The sequence below is a fragment of the Streptomyces sp. NPDC014006 genome (genome assembly GCF_043088925.1).
In the GTDB taxonomy this organism is placed as follows: Bacteria; Actinomycetota; Actinomycetes; order Streptomycetales; family Streptomycetaceae; genus Streptomyces.
The window spans coordinates 555,706-571,282 of sequence record NZ_JBICAJ010000004.1 but is presented as its reverse complement, the minus strand read 5'-3'; the positions used below and the strand labels follow the sequence as shown (position 1 = coordinate 571,282).

Here is a 15,577-nt window from a genome sequence, read left to right as displayed (position 1 = left end):
TTCTTCGTGTTGCCCTGTGGGGGGGGGGTGGTGGCTTGGTGTGTGTTTCTGGGTGGCTTGGGGGGCGCCGCGGGGGGGGGGGGGGGGGGTGTTTGGGGGGGGGGGGGGGGGGGGGGGGGCCGCGGGGGCCGCCCCCACCCCCCTCAGACTCATCGGTCCGGTCGGATCAGCGTGTGCCGGTGGACCTGCGGCGCCACCAGACGAGTCCCGCGCCCGCCGCAAGCAGCAGTACTGCTGCCGCCGCGACGCCCGCGATCTGGGTGCCGGTGTTCGCCAGACCGCCCCCGCCGCCGTTGTCGCCCGGCGGTGCGGACGGCGGCTGGTGGCCGTCGCCTTGGGCGGTGTGCCCGGCGCTGGGGGTGGGCGTGGCCGCAGGAGTCGACGAGCCGCCGCTGGGGGTCGGTGTCGGCTTGTGTGTGGGTGTGGGTGTGGGCGTCGGGGTGCCCCCGCCGGTCCCGGTGTGCGCGGCTGTGTTGCCGCCGAGGGCGAGCAGGCCCTTGTTCTCGGCATCGTCCGTCATGGCCTTGACGGAGATCTCCGTGGTGCGCGGGAGATAGGTGTGCTGGGTGCGGAACTGCGCCTTGTCGATGTTCTTCTTCGGCGCCTTGGAGAAGTCGACACCGCCCGACACGCACGTGGCCGGCTGGCCGGCCTTCTCGCACGGGTAGCTGTAGTCGCCCTCGGTGAAGGACTTCACGTAGTCCTTGTACGTCTGCTGGGGTGTCCAGGAGCGGTTGCTGCCCCGCAGCGGCCAGTCCGTGACCTTGTTGCTGTTGACGATCGCGTGGTAGTCCGTCGGCGACGCGGCGTCCTGGCGGCGGATCCACTCGGCCGCGACCCGCGCGCTGTAGACGCGGCGCAGGTCGGCGTACGCGGCGCCGGTGTTCACCTTCTTCTCGATGTCGGGCACGATCAACGAGTCCATCAGCTGCTGTACCCGTTTGTGCTGGGCCTCGGTGAGGTTGCACGGACCGTTCGGGCTCGGGGTCTTGACCTCCTGCGGCACGGAGTTGACCTGCAGCGGGGCGTCCAGGATGTACAGGCCGCCCTCCTGTTCCCGTACCACCGCCGGCTTGGGCACGATCCAGTTCCGCACGCCGTGAGTGCAGGGGATGTTCTCCGCCGCGAGCGTGTCGAAGAGCTTCTTGCCCACCCCGGTGCGGGGGTCCATGTCCCTCGCGAAGTCGTGCTTCATCTCCAGGTCGGCCTGGAGGAGGACGCGTCCGGCGTCGGTCCTGCCGAACGTCTTGTCCATGATCCGGTCGGGCTGGTCCGGGTTGAGGTTGACCCAGAACCGGTCCGGGGTCAGCGCGAGCCAGGTGAAGAAACCGTCCGAGATGAGCTGGGCCTTCTCCTTGCCGCCGTAGCCGAGGCCGGCGGACTCGTCTACCTTCTTCGCGCCGAACGAGTAGTTCAGGCCCTGGCCCTTGACCGGCTTGCCCACATAGCGCAGTTCGAGGGTCGAGAAGTCCACGCCGCCCGGCCCGCGCCCGCGCAGGCCCTGCGGGTCGCCGGCGCGCATCCGCGCGTTGCGCTGCGCCATCTCCTCGGCGGTTCCCGGCGACTCCCGTACGACCTCGGAACCGCGGCCGATGCTCTTGGAGGTGTCCTGAGCGGTGTACTTGCCCGGGGTGTACTCCGGCTCCGGCGTGGCGATGTGCTCGTATGTGCTCACCCGGCCGGAGCCCGCGAGCTGCTTGAGCCCGGCCGTGAACCGCCGGGTGTCCTCGGACTGCGTCTCACCGAAGGCGTACCGGAGCTTGAAGTCCTTGTACTTGGGGTCCTTCAGGAACGCCCGGTCCTTCGGGGCCTGGCTGGCGTCGTGGTTGCCGCCGGACTTGATCTCGACGGCTTCCTGAGTCCTGCGGTTGAAGGCGTCGAACCGCCGCTTGTAGGACTGCTTCGTCTCCGGGTCGGTGACCGTGACCGTTTCCTCGCAGATCCAGTCCGGCCCGGTCAGCCGGAGGTCCTTGACGATCTTGGCGTGGAAGGCGTTGCCGCGCGGATTGCGGCCGTACACGTCTATGTAGGCCTCTTGCAGCCAGTTCTGGAAGCCGCCGTACTTGGTGTCGGTGCCTCCGTTGCGCTGGAGGTAGTTCTTGTAGGTGGCGTAGACGCGCTCCTTGGTGCCCTCGGCGTACATTTTGTAGGGCTTGGTTAGTTTGTCCAGGATCGCGTCGCGTTGCTCCTTGTCGTCCGGCAAGGTGAGGCCGTTCATGGCCATCCGCTGGTTCGTGTAGCCGTAGGTGTCCCAGTCGGCCTCGGGCCGCACCGCGTCCCCGCCCACCCACGGCAGGTCGGCCGGGTCGGTCGGGGTGGTGCCGGTCAGGTCGAACATCTCGTCGCAGCGCTGCGCCCGGACGGCCGCGTCCGCCGTACCCTGAAGCTGCGGCAGGCCGCTGAAGGAGAGGATCCCGACGGTGGCAAGCGCGACGGCCGCGCGCGCCCATATGCGCCCGCCGCGTCTGCTGTTCGGATGATTCACTCGAATCTGTCTTCCCCGGGAGCCCAGAGCCGGTGGGGAGGAAACGGTGCGACGCCAGGGCCCCCGTGCTCACGGCGTCGAGCGGACACGCTAGTCACCCGACGCACAAGAACCCAAGGTTTTCCCGCCCGCGTCGCGCTCAACTTCCCTTTTCTACAAGTTGGTTACGCCTGAGAACGCTCTCGAGACGGGTTCGGCAGGGGCTTGGCCACACCCTCGGCCCGGCCCGTACGCTGTCGGCATGAGCGAGCAGCAGTGGACGGACCACCCCCGGCTTCACGCGTGGCTGCGCCAGCAAGAGGCCGCGTTCCCGGCGTGGAGTGCCGCCTACCCGGGTGTCTGGGACTTCTCGCCGGAGTCGGTCGACCGGCTGGAGGCAGTGGTCAGGGCCCGGTTCGGCACGGCGGCGCAGGTGCGCGCCGCCCGGCAGACCACCGAGGTCACCGTTCCCGCCTGGTATCTCGGCGAGGTGTGTGTGCGCGCCGGAGCGGTGTGGAAGCACAACCCCGGCGCTCCGGACGACCCGGAGGTGTGGGAGGGCCCATTCGTGGGGGTCCCTGGCGATCCGATGGAGGACCCGGACCACGAGGACCTCTATGAGGACGAGGACTATCGGCCGGCCGCGGTCCCCGTCGCCGAACTGCGGGGCATCTTCACCAAGGAGGCCGACTGGCGGCTCAGGAACGTGGTGGAGGAATTCGCGGAGTGGGCCCGGGGTGAGCGGTGACCGCCGGCACACGGCCCGGCTGACTCGCCCGGCAGCGGGTGGTGCCGACGACTTCGCTTGCGCCCAGGGACGCGTGCTACCGCGATGCCGCCGCGCGTCAGGTGGCCCACGAGGAGTTCTTCCGGAGCGAGGGCGTGGGCGAGTTCCTGGGGGGCGTACCGCGGTCGTCGGCGACGCGCCCTTTGTCGTCTCCCAGTGCTTCCGGGTGGTCGGGACCTGGCGGGGACATCGCCCCGAATCGGGTTGCTGCGGACGTCGCGTCACGGCTATGACTCCTGACGTGACGACGAGCCCGAGTGAATCCGTGTCCCCCTGGACCCACGTCGAGGACTTCCTGCGCGACCACGGCGCCGACCGCATCCCCCACCCCGGCGGCACGCTGCTGGCCCATCTCATGCGCGTCACACGACTGTTGGGCGGATGGGGTGCCGATCTCGACGTCCAGGCAGCTGGACTGTGCCACGCCGCCTACGGCACCGACGGGTTCGGCCAGGCCCTCCTCCGGACCACCGAACGCGCCACACTGGCCGACCTCATCGGCGAGCGCGCCGAAGCGCTGGTCCACCTCTACGGCAGCTGCGACCGGGACGCCGTATATCCGCTCCTCGGCGGGGATGCTCCAGTGGTCCTCCGCGACCGCTTCACCGGAGACGAGCAGACCCCCTGCGACGCCGACCTGCGTGCCTTCATGGAGATCACCGCCGCCAACGAACTGGACGTCCTCGCGCACAACAAGGACCTGGCCGCCCGGTACGGCGCCGCCCTGTACGGCCTCTTCACCCGGTCGCGCGACCTGCTCTCCGCCGCGGCATGGGCCGCCTGCACCCGGCAACTCGGGCCCGGCGCCCGCCCGTAGCTGCGCCGGGCCTGTGCGTCACGGGCATCGACCGTCTGGCCGGCGTTGATCTGCTCCGTCCCGGCGGACAGGCCCCTCGTCCGTGGTGCTGGACCGTGCGAATTCACTGGTCGGCAGAGGCGCCGGTACGGAATGCTGCACACGTGATCGCGCGAGAAGCCGCAGTTCGGGCCGTCGAGGAACACGCTGCTGCGCCGGCCTGGGCCCTGCCCGCCTGGTAGGTGGCCTCCCAAGCTTCAGGGTCGCTCTGCTCGGCGTCCAGGAGGCGCACCGCGGCCGGATCGGGGGCCAGGATCTGGGCGCCGTCGGCCGTGGGGTGTGGGTGGCCGTGAGCGAGCGGGTCGACGACCACCATCGTGCGGGCATCGGCCGCCAGGTCGGTGTTGGTGCCGGCGCGCAGGGCGCCGTCCAGGTAGCGGCGGCCGTCGACGGTGACAGGGGGCTCAATCCCCGGGAAAGCGCTGGACGCGGCGACCGCGCGGACCAGTGGGACGCCCGCGGCGGCGTCCCACACGACTGGCTCGCCGCTCTCGGCGTCGACGGCCGGGATCAGCAGAGGGCGTCGCGGCCAGCTGTCGGCGGCGATCAGTGCGGTGTGCTGGGCGATCAGCTCGTTCTCCGCCTGCGCGTCGACCGTTTCCAGAGCGATGCTGCCCACCCGACGACGGGCATCGGCAGGATCCAGGCCCGGCTCGCCGAGGACGGCGAACACCGCGCCCGTCACTGCCGGGTCGGGGCGGCGGTACGGCGCGGACGAGGCGTTGGCGGAGCGCCGGACCGTGGCGAGGCGGCCGGGTCCTGCCCGGTGGCGACCCGGCTGAGGTGCCCACGATGAGGTCGGCCTCACCCAGGTCGACCCCGAAGCTCCGTCGGCCCGCCGTCAGTCCGGCCGTCCGTGCGGTGCCAAGACGCCCGTGATGCTCAAGGAGATCCGCCGCCACGACGTGCTCTCCCCGCTGGACATGGCCCGCAGTACCTCCAGGCGAAGACACCGGCTTGCCGGCAACGGGAGCTCCGCTTCTGATCGCAGCGGCATCCTGGCTTCTGCTGAGAGAACCCGCAGGGAACGGCGTTGCCGTCTTGGCGGTCGGCATCGGCTTTGCGTTGCTCTGCTTCTCGCAGGCGGTGCGGATGCCGGCCAAGCATGGTTGGAAATCCGGCGCTTCCTGCTACAGACCGCAGGATCCGCGGTCGAGGTGGAAGTATCGGGCGTTGGCCCAGCGGCACAGCCGGATGCCGACAGTGACGCCGATGATGGTGACCAGGGCGGGCAGGTATCCGCCGGCGACCTGGACGATCGGGATGGCCGGGCATCCGCCGGAGATCGCCCAGCCCGTCCCGAAAAGCACCGCGCCGGGGATCACACCGGCGTGGATGCGTCCCGGTGTGCGGCGGACGCGCAGCAGGGCGAACGCGCAAATGATGATCACGACCGCGCCGGCGAAGGACAGCAGCATGCGCAGGTCCTGGAAAGTGAACATGCGGTTCAGCTCGGCGTAGTCGCCGAACCCGATATTGGAGACGGTGAAGCCGAGGGCCAGGCCGGTGATGATGTTGGCCAGCAAAATCGCGCCTCTGGTACGCATCAGATCACCTTCCACAGCAGGAACGACACCGCGACGGCGGTACCGAAGAACACGGCGGTCGCAACGAGGCTGACCGGGCGCAGACGTCCGCAGCCATTGAGGCCGTGGCCGGAGCTGCACCCGCCGGCCAGCCGGGTGCCGAAGCCGACCAGGACGCCACCGACGAACAGCAGGACGAGCATGGTGATCGGATCGGCCGTGACCACGTCCCGAAATCCCGGGCCCATGTCGAAGCGGAGGTGGAACCGTCCGGAGGTGACCGCGGCGATGAAGCCGCCGAGGAAGATGGACACCAGCAGGGCAGCCTGGGTCACCAACGGGGCAGGACCAGTGCTCGTGACCGGTGTGTCCTCACTCACCGTCGGTTCGGGGTCCGTTGCGAGCGGTTGTGGTGCCCCGTATGCCGCCGGCGGCGCCGTGGGGACGCCGGGGCTGGTGCCGAAGTGCTCCGCCGTTGCCGCGGCGAGGGCCTCAGCCAGCGCACGGTCGTCGGTGAACTCCTCGTCCATCTGCTCCAGGCGCCGTTCCCTGCGCCAGTGCAGAACGCGATCCCACGCGGAGGACACGCCGAAGGACCGGTCCGTGGTGAGGGCGTAGTTGATCGTGATCAAGGCGAGCCCGGCAGCGCCGGCCCACCAAGGCCAGTAGCCGCTCATGCGGGGCCTCCCATCCATTCGGTGAATCGAGCCCACCAGCCGCGCTTCGGGCGGGGGTCTTGGCGCGCGTGCCGTGACGGTTGGTTCAGGGGCTGGGGAAACTCTGGAGACGGTGATGTCCGGTGGGGCGGGACCGGGGTCGGCGCGGTTGCCGGCGTCGGCTCGAACCAGGTGCCGGCATGTGGTTCCGCGGCGGCAGGTCCTGCCGGCTGTGGTGGCCGAGAGGGTGCCGCCTGCTGCCAGGACGCGCCCTGCTCCGACCACGCAGAGTGCTGGGTCCGCCGGGGTCCCTGCCCCGGGTCGGTGGCGCCGGAGCATCCCGTGTCGGTGGCCGGATCTTCGAGGTGCCGCGCGCGGGCGCCGTTGGGTAGCAGGCTGATCGGCACACGCTCACCGGTGAGCGACATCTGGTAGCGCGCACAGCCCAGCCAGTGATTTTCGCTGTCGCAGTAGTAGTCACGCCAGCCCTGCAGACTCGCCCTGAGGAAGGGGAAGAGGGGGCATCCTGCGGCGTGCGAGCAACCCACGTTGCTCCCTTCTGACCGGCGCACACCACCTGTTCGGTTAGGCGGTTGCCGTTCTCGGTTCATGCCTTTGCCGCGTCGGGCCGACGATTTCAAGAGTGACGCGGTGATGGCCTGTCAATGTCGCTGTCAAGGGCCTCCGTTTCTCGGCCGGGCGTGATCGAAGCATCGGTTCGGTGTCATGAGCAACTTCCCTTCCACATCCGACCGTGAGCACATGGCACCGCTGGGTGACAATGGCCGTGCGGGGTTTAGGTCTTCATGTCGCTCATGGTTGGATATTTCGACAGCGGCGACGGGCTTTCCTGAGTGCTGACTCAGCCTCATGAACGGACCTTTTGCTGACGTCGGTCAGCTGTTCGTGGAGGCCGTGTACATGCGGGCACCCTTTGTGGCGAGTGTGTGAAGTCCAGCGAAGTCCAGCTGTGACGAAACTGTTGATATTACTGGTCCGTACATCGGGATCAGCGCCAATGGAGGAAACCATGTGTCAACGTGCTGTCTGCGGGTCGTGCCGGAAGGCGACCTACGAGGGCTGTGGACGGCATGTTGAGCAAGTGCTCGCCGACGTCCCGACCCCTGAACGGTGCACGTGCGCACCGGCGCCGCGCGCAGACGCACGCACAGCGGAGCCGACGCCTCGAACGAAGCCGGTGCCGGTCCGTCCGGGTACGCAGGGCGGCTGGCGGGCCCGGCTCACCGCTTGGTTGAAAAGCCCGGCGTGAGGTCAGCAGGAGCTGCGCGTAGGGCTCACTGGCACGGGCGGCGCGTCGTCGTCCGCCCTCAGTCCGTAGCGCGGCTCCAGGACGACGGTCCTATCCAAGACCTGGCCGCGGCGCGGGCCGGTTGCCGCTGCTCGGGCCTCGCTCGGCCCCATCCCCCTCCACCGTGTCCGCCCATCAGTCACACGGCCGTCGCCCTGCGCCGACCGTGTCAGGCTCGCTGGAAGAACTCGACCTCGGCGAGGGCGAGTCGGCGACCCGGCGCCCGGCCGGCCGGGGAGCGCAGGGTCAGGCTGACCGTGTGGACGTCGCTGAGCCCGGTGGGGAACGTCTGCGGGCCCGGCTTGTCGGCCAGGGTGAGTTCGCTGCGGTGCTGCTCGCCGTCACGGGTCGTCACCACGAGGTCCATGCGCAGGGCGCGCGCCTGGCCGGCGTACTCCTGCGGGTCCGGGGAGGAACCGTTGGTGACGATGACGTCGACCAGCCGGAACGGCGTGCCGAAGGTGTACGTCACCGTCGCCCCGGCCGCGGGTGCGGCCCAGTAGCTGTTGCTCACGCCGTCGGTGGTGTTCGTCGCCGGGTGCCCCGGGGACTCGGCGCTCGCCGTCGTTCGTTCCGGGGTGACCTGCCGGGCCTTGCCCAGCTTGTCCCGCGCGTCCTCGAACAGGGCCCGTCCGGCCGGGAGCAGCAGGAGACCGCCGGCGCACAGGGCCAGGACCACGGCCAGGACCACCAGCAGCCGCACCGCCCTGCCCGAACCCGACCGCACCCCGCGGCGGAAGGGCCACACGGCCCGCCACCAGGGCAGCGCCTCGGGCGGTGCGGCGGGGTCCAGCGGAGCCGCGCAGCGCCGGCAGAAACGGCGGCCGGGTGGATTGGGCACCCCGCAGGAGGGACAGGGCGCCCCCGTCACGTCGTCGTCGGCCGCCGCCACCGGCCGTACGACGGGACGGGGGGCCACCGGCTTGGCCGGGAGCACCGGCTGGACCGGGGCGGGGGCCGGGTCGGGCGCGGGCACGGGCCCGCTCGTTGCCACGGGTTGCGGGGAGGCAGGCGCGGTCGGCGTCGGCGTCACGGGGGGCGGGGCGGGACGCGCGGCGGCGGCCTGGTCCGCGGCGGCGGGCGTGGGGCGGTCCCCTGCCCCGGCGGTGCAGTGGCCCCTGCGGCGGGTGCGCGACGCGCCGGCGGTAGGCGGCGCGGAGGCGGGCGGCGCGGCCGGCGGGTCCGGTTCGGACGGGGTTGCGCCGTCGGCGCCGGCGGATGCCGGGGACCGGTCACCGGCCGCGAGCGGCGCGGTCCGGTCAACGGTCGCCGGCGGCGGGGCGGCCTCCGGGGCCGTCGGGGCCCCGGCCGGGGACGGCCGCGGCGCGGATCCGCCGCGTGACGGCTCGGCCGCCGGCGGCTCCTCGGGGTCCGGCGACGACGGCTCGCCGGGAGCCAGTACGGTCGGCTGGGCGGCCGGGCGGTCCGACCAGCCCAGGTAGGCGCCGCAGTTGCCGCAGAAGTCGTCGGTGGGGTCGTTGGACGCCCCGCATGCCGGACAGGCGCGCACGGCGTCACCTCCCTTCGTCGTCGGTGGGCGGGCCGGGCAGGACCTCCAGCCGGCAGACGGTGTGCACGGGACACATGACCGTGACCACCTCCTGGACCCGGTCCGGGTCCACCCGCCCGCCGTCTTCGGGCCACACCCGGACCAGGACCTCGGCGGGGGGCGGCGGCAGGTCGGCGCCCGGGGTGGTCGACCAGACCGCGGCGCCGTCGCCGGCGACCTCGGCGTGCACACCGAGGGCGAGCCGCAGCGCCTCGACGAGGCCGCGCCGGGTGCCGCGCCACCGGTGCAGTTCCACCGCGCGGCCGACCGCCTCGCGGCGTCGCTCCACCGGCCACGCGGGATCGTCGGCGACGCCCACCCAGGACCCCAGCCAGGTCAGGAAGTCGGCCGGGGTCACCCGCGGGTCCAGGTACGCGGGCAGGTTGTCGAGCGTGGCGAACACCGGGGCGAGGACGGTGTCCAGTCCGGCGGTGAAGCGCTGCGCGAAGTCGTCGTCGGCGTACAGCGCGGGCAGGTGTCCGCCGATCGGGTACCTGCTCGGCAGCCCGGGTATCGCGGCGCGGCTCATGCGCGGTCCCCCGTCCGTGCGGTGGTGGCGGACGCGCTCATCCCCGCACCTCCCCCCGGTCCTGCGGTTCCACCGCGGTGACGGCGACCTGGTGCTGGTAGGAGAAGACCAGTGCGCCCGCGGCCACGTCGATGCGGTCCGTCGGCGCCCCGCGCCGCCCGGTGACGGGGTCGGCGGGGAACAGCAGGATCTCCTCAACCAGCGCGTCACCGGCGGCGCGTTGCAGCACGCCGAAGACGTCGCCGTACTGGACGGGCCGGCCGAAGGGCCAGCCGGCGCCGTCGGGGCCTCCGGTCAGCGGGTTGAGGTGGCGGTACATGGCGGCGAGACAGGCGTCGCGGACGCGGTCGGTGGCGGCGGGCGCCGCGGCGAGCCGGGCGACGACGGTGACGCCCTGGTAGACGGGCGGTTCGACGACGAGCCGGGTGCCGATCAGCCGGCGTTCGTCGAGCTGCGCGGTGACCGCCCGCAGGACCTGCTCGGAGGGGATGAGCTGCTCGAAACGGAGCCGGTCGTCGCCCTCGTCGGCGACCGCGTCCGGCACGACGAGGACCCGTACCGCGCCCGCGCCCCCGGCGGGCAGGCAGCGCACCCGGCGCAGGGAGGGGGCCGCCTGGCGGGCGATGGTCTCGTGGTCGTCGGCGGTGACCGCGCGTTCCTGCATCCGCAGCGCGTCCGGCGCCCGCAGTCTGGCGTTGGCGACGGTCTCGCCGGCGACGCCGCCGCTGGCCGCCTCACGGTTCACGACCCGGGCGATGTAGGGGACGGAGCTGCGCAGGACGGAGATCGCGCCACGGGCGACGTTGCCGGCGGGACCGCCGCCGGTGCGGTAGCGGGCCACCCGCACGAAGGCTCCCTTGGGCGGCACCGCGCCGCACTGGCGCAGGGTGCCGTCGGCTTCGCGCAGCGCGGGCGGGAACGTGAACTCGCCGGTGGTGGCGTCGACCCGGACATGCCGGTCGGCCGGTTGCGAGCGGCCGAAGTGCTCGACGACGTCCCAGCGTTGCCAGCCGTCGGCGGAGGACACCTCCACCACGGGCGGCTCCCGGTCGAGGAGGACGGGCGGGCGGCCGATGCGGAACGTCTGCCCGGCGACCCCCTCGGAGGTGCCGAGCGGCACGTCGGTCTCGGTTTCCGCGTGCTCGACCGTCATGGTGCCGCCCACGGTGAACACCGACGCCTCACGGACCGTCGGGGACTCGGAGTAGAACGGCTGGCCGGGCTCCGGCCGTGTGACCCGGCAGCGCAGCCAGCCGGCCCGGACGCCGCCGATCACGGACGCCGTGTGCCCGGCCGGCACGTACACGATGACCTCGCCGGGGCGGTTCAGGCCGCCGGTGGAGTCCTCGCCGGTCTCGCAGATCCGCCAGCCGGAGCCGTCCCACGCCTCCCAGACCAGCGGGGGCTGGCGCGGGTCCACGCCGATGCCCTCGACGCGGCTGTCCAGGCGCACGGCGACCACGCAGCGCGGCACCGCCGTCGGCAGGCCGAACAGCAGCGCGTCGCCCGCCTCCGGCGCCGCCTGGAAGGCGGGCACGTCACGGCCCTCGGCGAGATCGCCGGTGCGGTCGCTCTGCTCGCCGGTGCGGGGCGCGGTGACCAGCCGGACCAGTTCGCTGGGCACGATGCGCAGTTCGTCGGTGGTGGTGAACGTGACGGCCGCATCCGCCTCGCCGCCGGCCGTGGTCACCTCGGTGCCGGCGGGCAGCGTCACCGTGTCGGGCTGCGGCGCGGACAGCCAGAAGTCGACGTCGGCGACGGCCGCCGCCGGCGGGAACAGGCGGATGCCGAGCAGGTCGAGGAACGCGGTGTAGTTCTTGTCCGGCACCCGGTTCAGCCGGTACAGCAACTGGTCGACGAGGTAGGCGAACGTCTCGATCAGGGTGACGCCCGGGTCGGAGACGTTGTGGTCGGTCCACTCCGGGGCGCGCTGCTGCACGTACCGCTTCGCCTCGTCGACGAGCTGCTGGAAGCGCCGGTCGTCCAGGTTGGGGGAAGGCAGGGCCATCAGGCGGCGCCCCATTCCTCGGCCCCCTCCTCGGAGGGGATCGTGTAGAAGGGAAAGACCAGGTTGCGCCGGTCGTTGGTGGAACGCAGGGTGTAGTGCACGTCGATGTACAGGGTCCCGGCCTCGACCGCGTCGTAGGCGACCACCACGTCGTCCACCGCGATGCGCGGCTCCCAGCGCTCCAGTGCCTCGCGCACCTGCCGGGCGATGCGCCCGGCGGTGGCGCCGTCGCCGGGCGCGAAGACGTACTCGTGGATGCCGCAGCCGAACTCGGGGCGCATCGGGCGCTCTCCGGGCGCGGTGCCGAGGACCAGCCGGATGGCCTCCTCGATCTCCCGTTCCCGCTCGACCATGGCGATCCCGCCGGTCGGTCCGACGCGCAGTGGGAACGCCCAGCCGCGGCCGATGAACCGCTCGCTCATCACTGGCCCCCGATCAGCACGGTCGGGTGGCCGGCCGAGATCATCGCCCCGCACGAGGTCTTGTCGCCCATGCGCGCGGCCGGCAGCCCGCCGATGAGGACGCCGCTGCGGGCGAGGGCCGCCGGGTCCGGCGTGACCACGTTGCCCGGGCCCAGCGCCAGGTGCGGGGGCACGGCGCAGGTGTGCAGGCTGCCCGCCACGGCGGCGGGTCGGCCACCGATGAGCACGGTCACGACCGCCCTGGCGGCGCCGGGCGGCGGGGTGGCGATGACGCCCCCATGGTTGGTGGGGTCACCGCTGCGGGCTGCGGCCGGCATGCGGCGCTCCTTTCGTCGGTCCGACCGTCCGGACGGTGCACGGGATCGGTCGAGGGATGGCGGGCTCAGTCGAGTCGAGGGGTGTGCGGGCTCAGTTGATGCGGATGAGCTTGGCCTTGAGGACGCCCAGCAGGCCGCCATCGACGGTGACCTCCGAGCTGCCGGACACGCGGACCTCGCGGCCTGCGACGTTCACGCCGACCCGGCCCTGGATGTCCACGTTGCGGCCGGACACACTCACGTCGCCCCGGCCGGCATCCAGCGTGATGCCCTTCCTGTCGAGCCGTACGGAGGTCAGCGCCTGCCGGGTCCGGCCCGCGTACACGGTCAGCTCGATGCGGTCCCGCCGGTCGTCCAGGAACACCTCGAGACGCTCGTCGGCACTGCGCAGCCGGACGCCGGAGGGACCCGGCGCCCGGGCGTCGAGGAGCTCCACCCGGTGGCCCGAACGCGACACCAGGGAGCGGCGGTTGACCCGGCCGCTGGTGCCGTCGACGAGCGGCACGTCGTGCGCCGAGGGGGTGTCCACGCCGTTGTACAGGCCGCCGATGACGTACGGGGCGTCCAGCAGCCCCTGTTCGAAGCCCACGAGCACCTCGTCGTTGACCTCGGGGCTGACGACACCCCCGCCGCCCTTGCCGCCCCACTGCACGGTCCGCACCCAGTCCGTGACGTAGGTGTCGTCCAGCCAGGGAAACTTCAGCCGTACGCCGCCGCTCTGCGAACCGCCCGGCTCCCGTACGTCCGTCACCACGCCGATCGCCAGACCGGGCATGCGCGGGCTGCGGGCCGGCGCGTTCGCCCCGGTCACCAGGCCGGTCAGGGAGCGGTCCGGGCTGGCGCTGACCCAGACCGTCGTCCGGTACCCGCCGTGCGGCTCCAGGACGTGGTGGACTGCCGTCGCCGTGTACCGGCCGGAGAACGCCTGCCCGACGTTGCCGAGCGCGACCGGCAGGCCCGCCCGCAGCCGCGGGTTGCCCTCCACCACGGCCTCCAGCTCGCCGAAGGAGGCGCTGACGTGGGCGGCCGTCGCGTCCGCCGCGGCCGTCGTCTCCGCCTGCGTCCGGTACGGCGTGTCCGTGACGGTGAGCTTCGACGACCTGCCGAACCGCGCGCTCAGCGCCGGGCTCAGCCCCGGCACCACCGTGTCGCTCTCCACCGACGGCGCGCGGGCCACCAGCGGCCGCTTCGTCGTGACGTCCCAGCCGCGCACCTCCACCTGCGAGGCGCCGTCCGCGGCCGACAGCGAGGCCCGCAGCGCCACCAGGTTGCGCCCGTACTCCAGCACCATCGGATCGCGGGTGGCCGGGGTGGACGGCGCGGGCGCCCCCGACGCCTTCCGCGGCGGTGCGAAGTGCAGCAGTCCCTTGTCGTCGACGTGCACCTGCGCGCCGCTCTCCTGCGCCAGGTACTGCAGGAAGTCCCAGTCGGAGACGTTGGCCTGCGAGAGCTGCCGGTAGGTGACGGGCGCCGCCTCTACCCGACCGCACGCCAGCCCGGCGCCCGCGGCCACCTTGCGCACGATCGCCTCCGCCGTCATGTTGCGGTACGCCACCACCTTGCGGCCCCGTTGCAGGCGGTGCGCCCGGGAGTATGCGCGCACCACCGTGAACGAGCCGGTGCGGTCGCGGTCGACCTCCAGGCCGGTCACCTCGCCGTCGAACAGCCGCTCCCGCGCCTGCCCGGAGACGGTCACCACCGACACCCGCACCGGCGTTCCGATGGTGATGCCGGTGGCCCGGAGGAATTCGTGGTCCGGGTCGCGGAAGGTGAGCACCGCCGCGTCCGGCAGTCCCATGTTCTCGTCGACCACGCAGCTCACCAGCTGGGCGGCCCAGATTCGCGGGAGTTCGCCGGGCGTCTCGATGACGGGGTCCGCCGCGAACGACCGGCCGCCCCGCGCCTCGGGTGTCGTCACTGCTCCTCCTCGGCCCCGGCGTCGCGCAGCCCGGGCACCACCAGTTCGGTGCCGGGCACGAGCGCCATCGGGTCGTCGATGTCGTTGGCCTCGGCGATGACCCGCCAGGCCGTCGCGTCGCCGTACTCCCGCCACGCCAGCAGCGCGAGGCTGTCGCCTGCGACCACGGTGTGCATGCTGCGGGCGGTGCGCGCACCGGACGTCGGGTTCTGGCCCGGCGGGTCGACGCTCGCCTCCTCGATGGACAGCGCGCAGGTGGCCCGCAGCGGCTTGCCGTCCACGTCGAAGAGCGTGTACGTCACCGACAGGCTCGACAGCACGCCGTCGAACGAGGTGGTACGCGCCGTACCCCACTCGAACCGCACCCACGGGCTGGCCGGCTTCTTGCGGCCGAGGCTGGCCGGGGTCGGCACGCACGCCTCCATCAGCGTCTCCACCGCCAGCTCCACGGAGTTGTCATGGGTGGCGGTGGCATCCAGGAACACCTCCAGGCTCAGCTCGCGCGGGCCACTGCCGACGAACTCGGGCAGCGCCGACTGCCCGGCCATCCGGGACGGGGTGCGCCGCCACTCGGTGGTCTTGCGCAGCTGGAGCGTGGACGGGTTGAACTGGAGGTCGAGCCGGGCGATCGTCCCGCCCGGCTTGGCGCCGACGGAGGTCGGGGGCTCCTTCAGGGTGAGCTGGGCCCGGGCCCGGCTGGAGCGGACCGCTGAGAACATGCCGTGGCTTCCTTTCCGGGGGCGGGCGGCGGTCGGGTACGGGTGGGACGGCGTCCCGGGGTCGGGGGCGGGTCAGGAGGGGCGCAGTCCCTGGTGGGCGATCTCCAGGGTCTCGATGGCCGCCTGGGAGCTGGCGGGGTCGAAGGAGGGACCCTGCCAGCGCACGGGGACGATCCCGAGGACCTGCCAGCTGATGATCCGGCTCAGATCCGGTCTCAGCGCCACGATCTCGCCGTCCTTGGGCTCCACCCGCTTCAGCGTCTCGTCGAGCCAGCGGGCGATCTTCGCGGTGTCCGCGGTGACCGGACGGGTGAGCGTGATGTTCGACCAGGACACACGGCTCGGGAGCTGCCAGGTGAAGCCGTTGTTGCCCCCTTCGGCGTACGTCTCCATCTCGACCTCGGCGCCCATGCCGGAGCAGGTGTTGAAGGCGCCCAGATCGCTGCCGCCGATCGCGAGCCGGAAGAACACGCTCGTCGCGAAGATGCTGTCGGTCATTCCTCGTCACTTGCCAGTC

14 protein-coding genes are annotated in these 15,577 nt (G+C 72.3%); 2 read left to right on the top strand and 12 right to left on the bottom strand.

From position 1 onward, the window contains the following. Positions 1-166: 166 nt before the first annotated feature. Complete coding sequence (locus ACF1GV_RS17945; RefSeq protein ID WP_391681497.1) at positions 167-2,485, bottom strand: LPXTG cell wall anchor domain-containing protein; 2,319 nt, start codon at positions 2,483-2,485, stop codon at positions 167-169. A gap of 241 nt (positions 2,486-2,726) precedes the next feature. Between ACF1GV_RS17945 and ACF1GV_RS17940 the strand changes: the two genes are divergently transcribed. Together ACF1GV_RS17940 and ACF1GV_RS17935 are read left to right on the top strand one after the other, a co-directional pair. Continuing rightward, the gene (locus ACF1GV_RS17940; protein ID WP_391681494.1) at positions 2,727-3,212 is read left to right on the top strand and encodes a hypothetical protein; all 486 of its coding nucleotides are present in this window, start codon (positions 2,727-2,729) and stop codon (positions 3,210-3,212) included. 304 nt (positions 3,213-3,516) lie between these two features. Beyond that, complete coding sequence (locus tag ACF1GV_RS17935) at positions 3,517-4,068, top strand: DUF6817 domain-containing protein (protein ID WP_391681491.1); 552 nt, start codon at positions 3,517-3,519, stop codon at positions 4,066-4,068. Positions 4,069-4,171: 103 nt separating this feature from the next. On the opposite strand, the gene ACF1GV_RS17930 is transcribed toward ACF1GV_RS17935, so the two are convergent. The 11 genes from ACF1GV_RS17930 to ACF1GV_RS17880 all read right to left on the bottom strand — a co-directional run bounded on the left by ACF1GV_RS17930 (position 4,172) and on the right by ACF1GV_RS17880 (position 15,558). Then, a complete protein-coding gene (locus ACF1GV_RS17930) occupies positions 4,172-4,726 on the bottom strand; it encodes a patatin-like phospholipase family protein (RefSeq protein WP_391681488.1) in 555 nt (184 codons plus the stop codon). Between the two features lie 511 nt (positions 4,727-5,237). Further along, positions 5,238-5,654 (bottom strand): YeeE/YedE thiosulfate transporter family protein, encoded by a 417-nt coding sequence (locus tag ACF1GV_RS17925; protein WP_363267816.1) that lies wholly within the window; start codon positions 5,652-5,654, stop codon positions 5,238-5,240. After that, positions 5,654-6,310 (bottom strand): YeeE/YedE thiosulfate transporter family protein, encoded by a 657-nt coding sequence (locus ACF1GV_RS17920; protein WP_391681484.1) that lies wholly within the window; start codon positions 6,308-6,310, stop codon positions 5,654-5,656. Before ACF1GV_RS17920 ends, ACF1GV_RS17925 begins: the two co-directional genes overlap by 1 nt. Before the next feature lie 1,457 nt (positions 6,311-7,767). Continuing rightward, entirely contained in the window at positions 7,768-9,108 is a 1,341-nt protein-coding gene (locus tag ACF1GV_RS17915) for an NADase-type glycan-binding domain-containing protein (protein ID WP_391681481.1), read from the bottom strand. 4 nt (positions 9,109-9,112) lie between these two features. Beyond that, on the bottom strand, positions 9,113-9,676 hold the full coding sequence (locus ACF1GV_RS17910; RefSeq protein WP_391681478.1) for a phage tail protein: 564 nt from the start codon (positions 9,674-9,676) through the stop codon (positions 9,113-9,115). 37 nt (positions 9,677-9,713) lie between these two features. Beyond that, positions 9,714-11,684 (bottom strand): putative baseplate assembly protein, encoded by a 1,971-nt coding sequence (locus tag ACF1GV_RS17905; protein WP_391681473.1) that lies wholly within the window; start codon positions 11,682-11,684, stop codon positions 9,714-9,716. Then, on the bottom strand, positions 11,684-12,106 hold the full coding sequence (locus tag ACF1GV_RS17900; RefSeq protein WP_363267811.1) for a GPW/gp25 family protein: 423 nt from the start codon (positions 12,104-12,106) through the stop codon (positions 11,684-11,686). Before ACF1GV_RS17900 ends, ACF1GV_RS17905 begins: the two co-directional genes overlap by 1 nt. Further along, positions 12,106-12,423 (bottom strand): PAAR domain-containing protein, encoded by a 318-nt coding sequence (locus ACF1GV_RS17895; RefSeq protein WP_363267810.1) that lies wholly within the window; start codon positions 12,421-12,423, stop codon positions 12,106-12,108. The genes ACF1GV_RS17900 and ACF1GV_RS17895 overlap by 1 nt, the downstream gene beginning before the upstream one ends. A gap of 91 nt (positions 12,424-12,514) precedes the next feature. After that, the gene (locus ACF1GV_RS17890; protein ID WP_391681468.1) at positions 12,515-14,341 is read right to left on the bottom strand and encodes a VgrG-related protein; all 1,827 of its coding nucleotides are present in this window, start codon (positions 14,339-14,341) and stop codon (positions 12,515-12,517) included. Then, entirely contained in the window at positions 14,338-15,060 is a 723-nt protein-coding gene (locus ACF1GV_RS17885) for a LysM peptidoglycan-binding domain-containing protein (RefSeq protein ID WP_391681465.1), read from the bottom strand. Before ACF1GV_RS17885 ends, ACF1GV_RS17890 begins: the two co-directional genes overlap by 4 nt. Positions 15,061-15,132: 72 nt before the next feature. After that, on the bottom strand, positions 15,133-15,558 hold the full coding sequence (locus ACF1GV_RS17880; RefSeq protein ID WP_363267806.1) for a phage tail protein: 426 nt from the start codon (positions 15,556-15,558) through the stop codon (positions 15,133-15,135). Positions 15,559-15,577: the final 19 nt, after the last annotated feature.

Coding starts and splice junctions, on each gene's coding strand:
- ACF1GV_RS17940 (WP_391681494.1), top strand. CDS start 2,727: ATGAGCGAGCAGCAGTGGACGGACCACCCCCGGCTTCACGCGTGGCTG.
- ACF1GV_RS17925 (WP_363267816.1), bottom strand. CDS start 5,654: ATGCGTACCAGAGGCGCGATTTTGCTGGCCAACATCATCACCGGCCTG.
- ACF1GV_RS17920 (WP_391681484.1), bottom strand. CDS start 6,310: ATGAGCGGCTACTGGCCTTGGTGGGCCGGCGCTGCCGGGCTCGCCTTG.
- ACF1GV_RS17910 (WP_391681478.1), bottom strand. CDS start 9,676: ATGAGCCGCGCCGCGATACCCGGGCTGCCGAGCAGGTACCCGATCGGC.
- ACF1GV_RS17905 (WP_391681473.1), bottom strand. CDS start 11,684: ATGGCCCTGCCTTCCCCCAACCTGGACGACCGGCGCTTCCAGCAGCTC.
- ACF1GV_RS17900 (WP_363267811.1), bottom strand. CDS start 12,106: ATGAGCGAGCGGTTCATCGGCCGCGGCTGGGCGTTCCCACTGCGCGTC.
- ACF1GV_RS17895 (WP_363267810.1), bottom strand. CDS start 12,423: ATGCCGGCCGCAGCCCGCAGCGGTGACCCCACCAACCATGGGGGCGTC.
- ACF1GV_RS17885 (WP_391681465.1), bottom strand. CDS start 15,060: ATGTTCTCAGCGGTCCGCTCCAGCCGGGCCCGGGCCCAGCTCACCCTG.
- ACF1GV_RS17880 (WP_363267806.1), bottom strand. CDS start 15,558: ATGACCGACAGCATCTTCGCGACGAGCGTGTTCTTCCGGCTCGCGATC.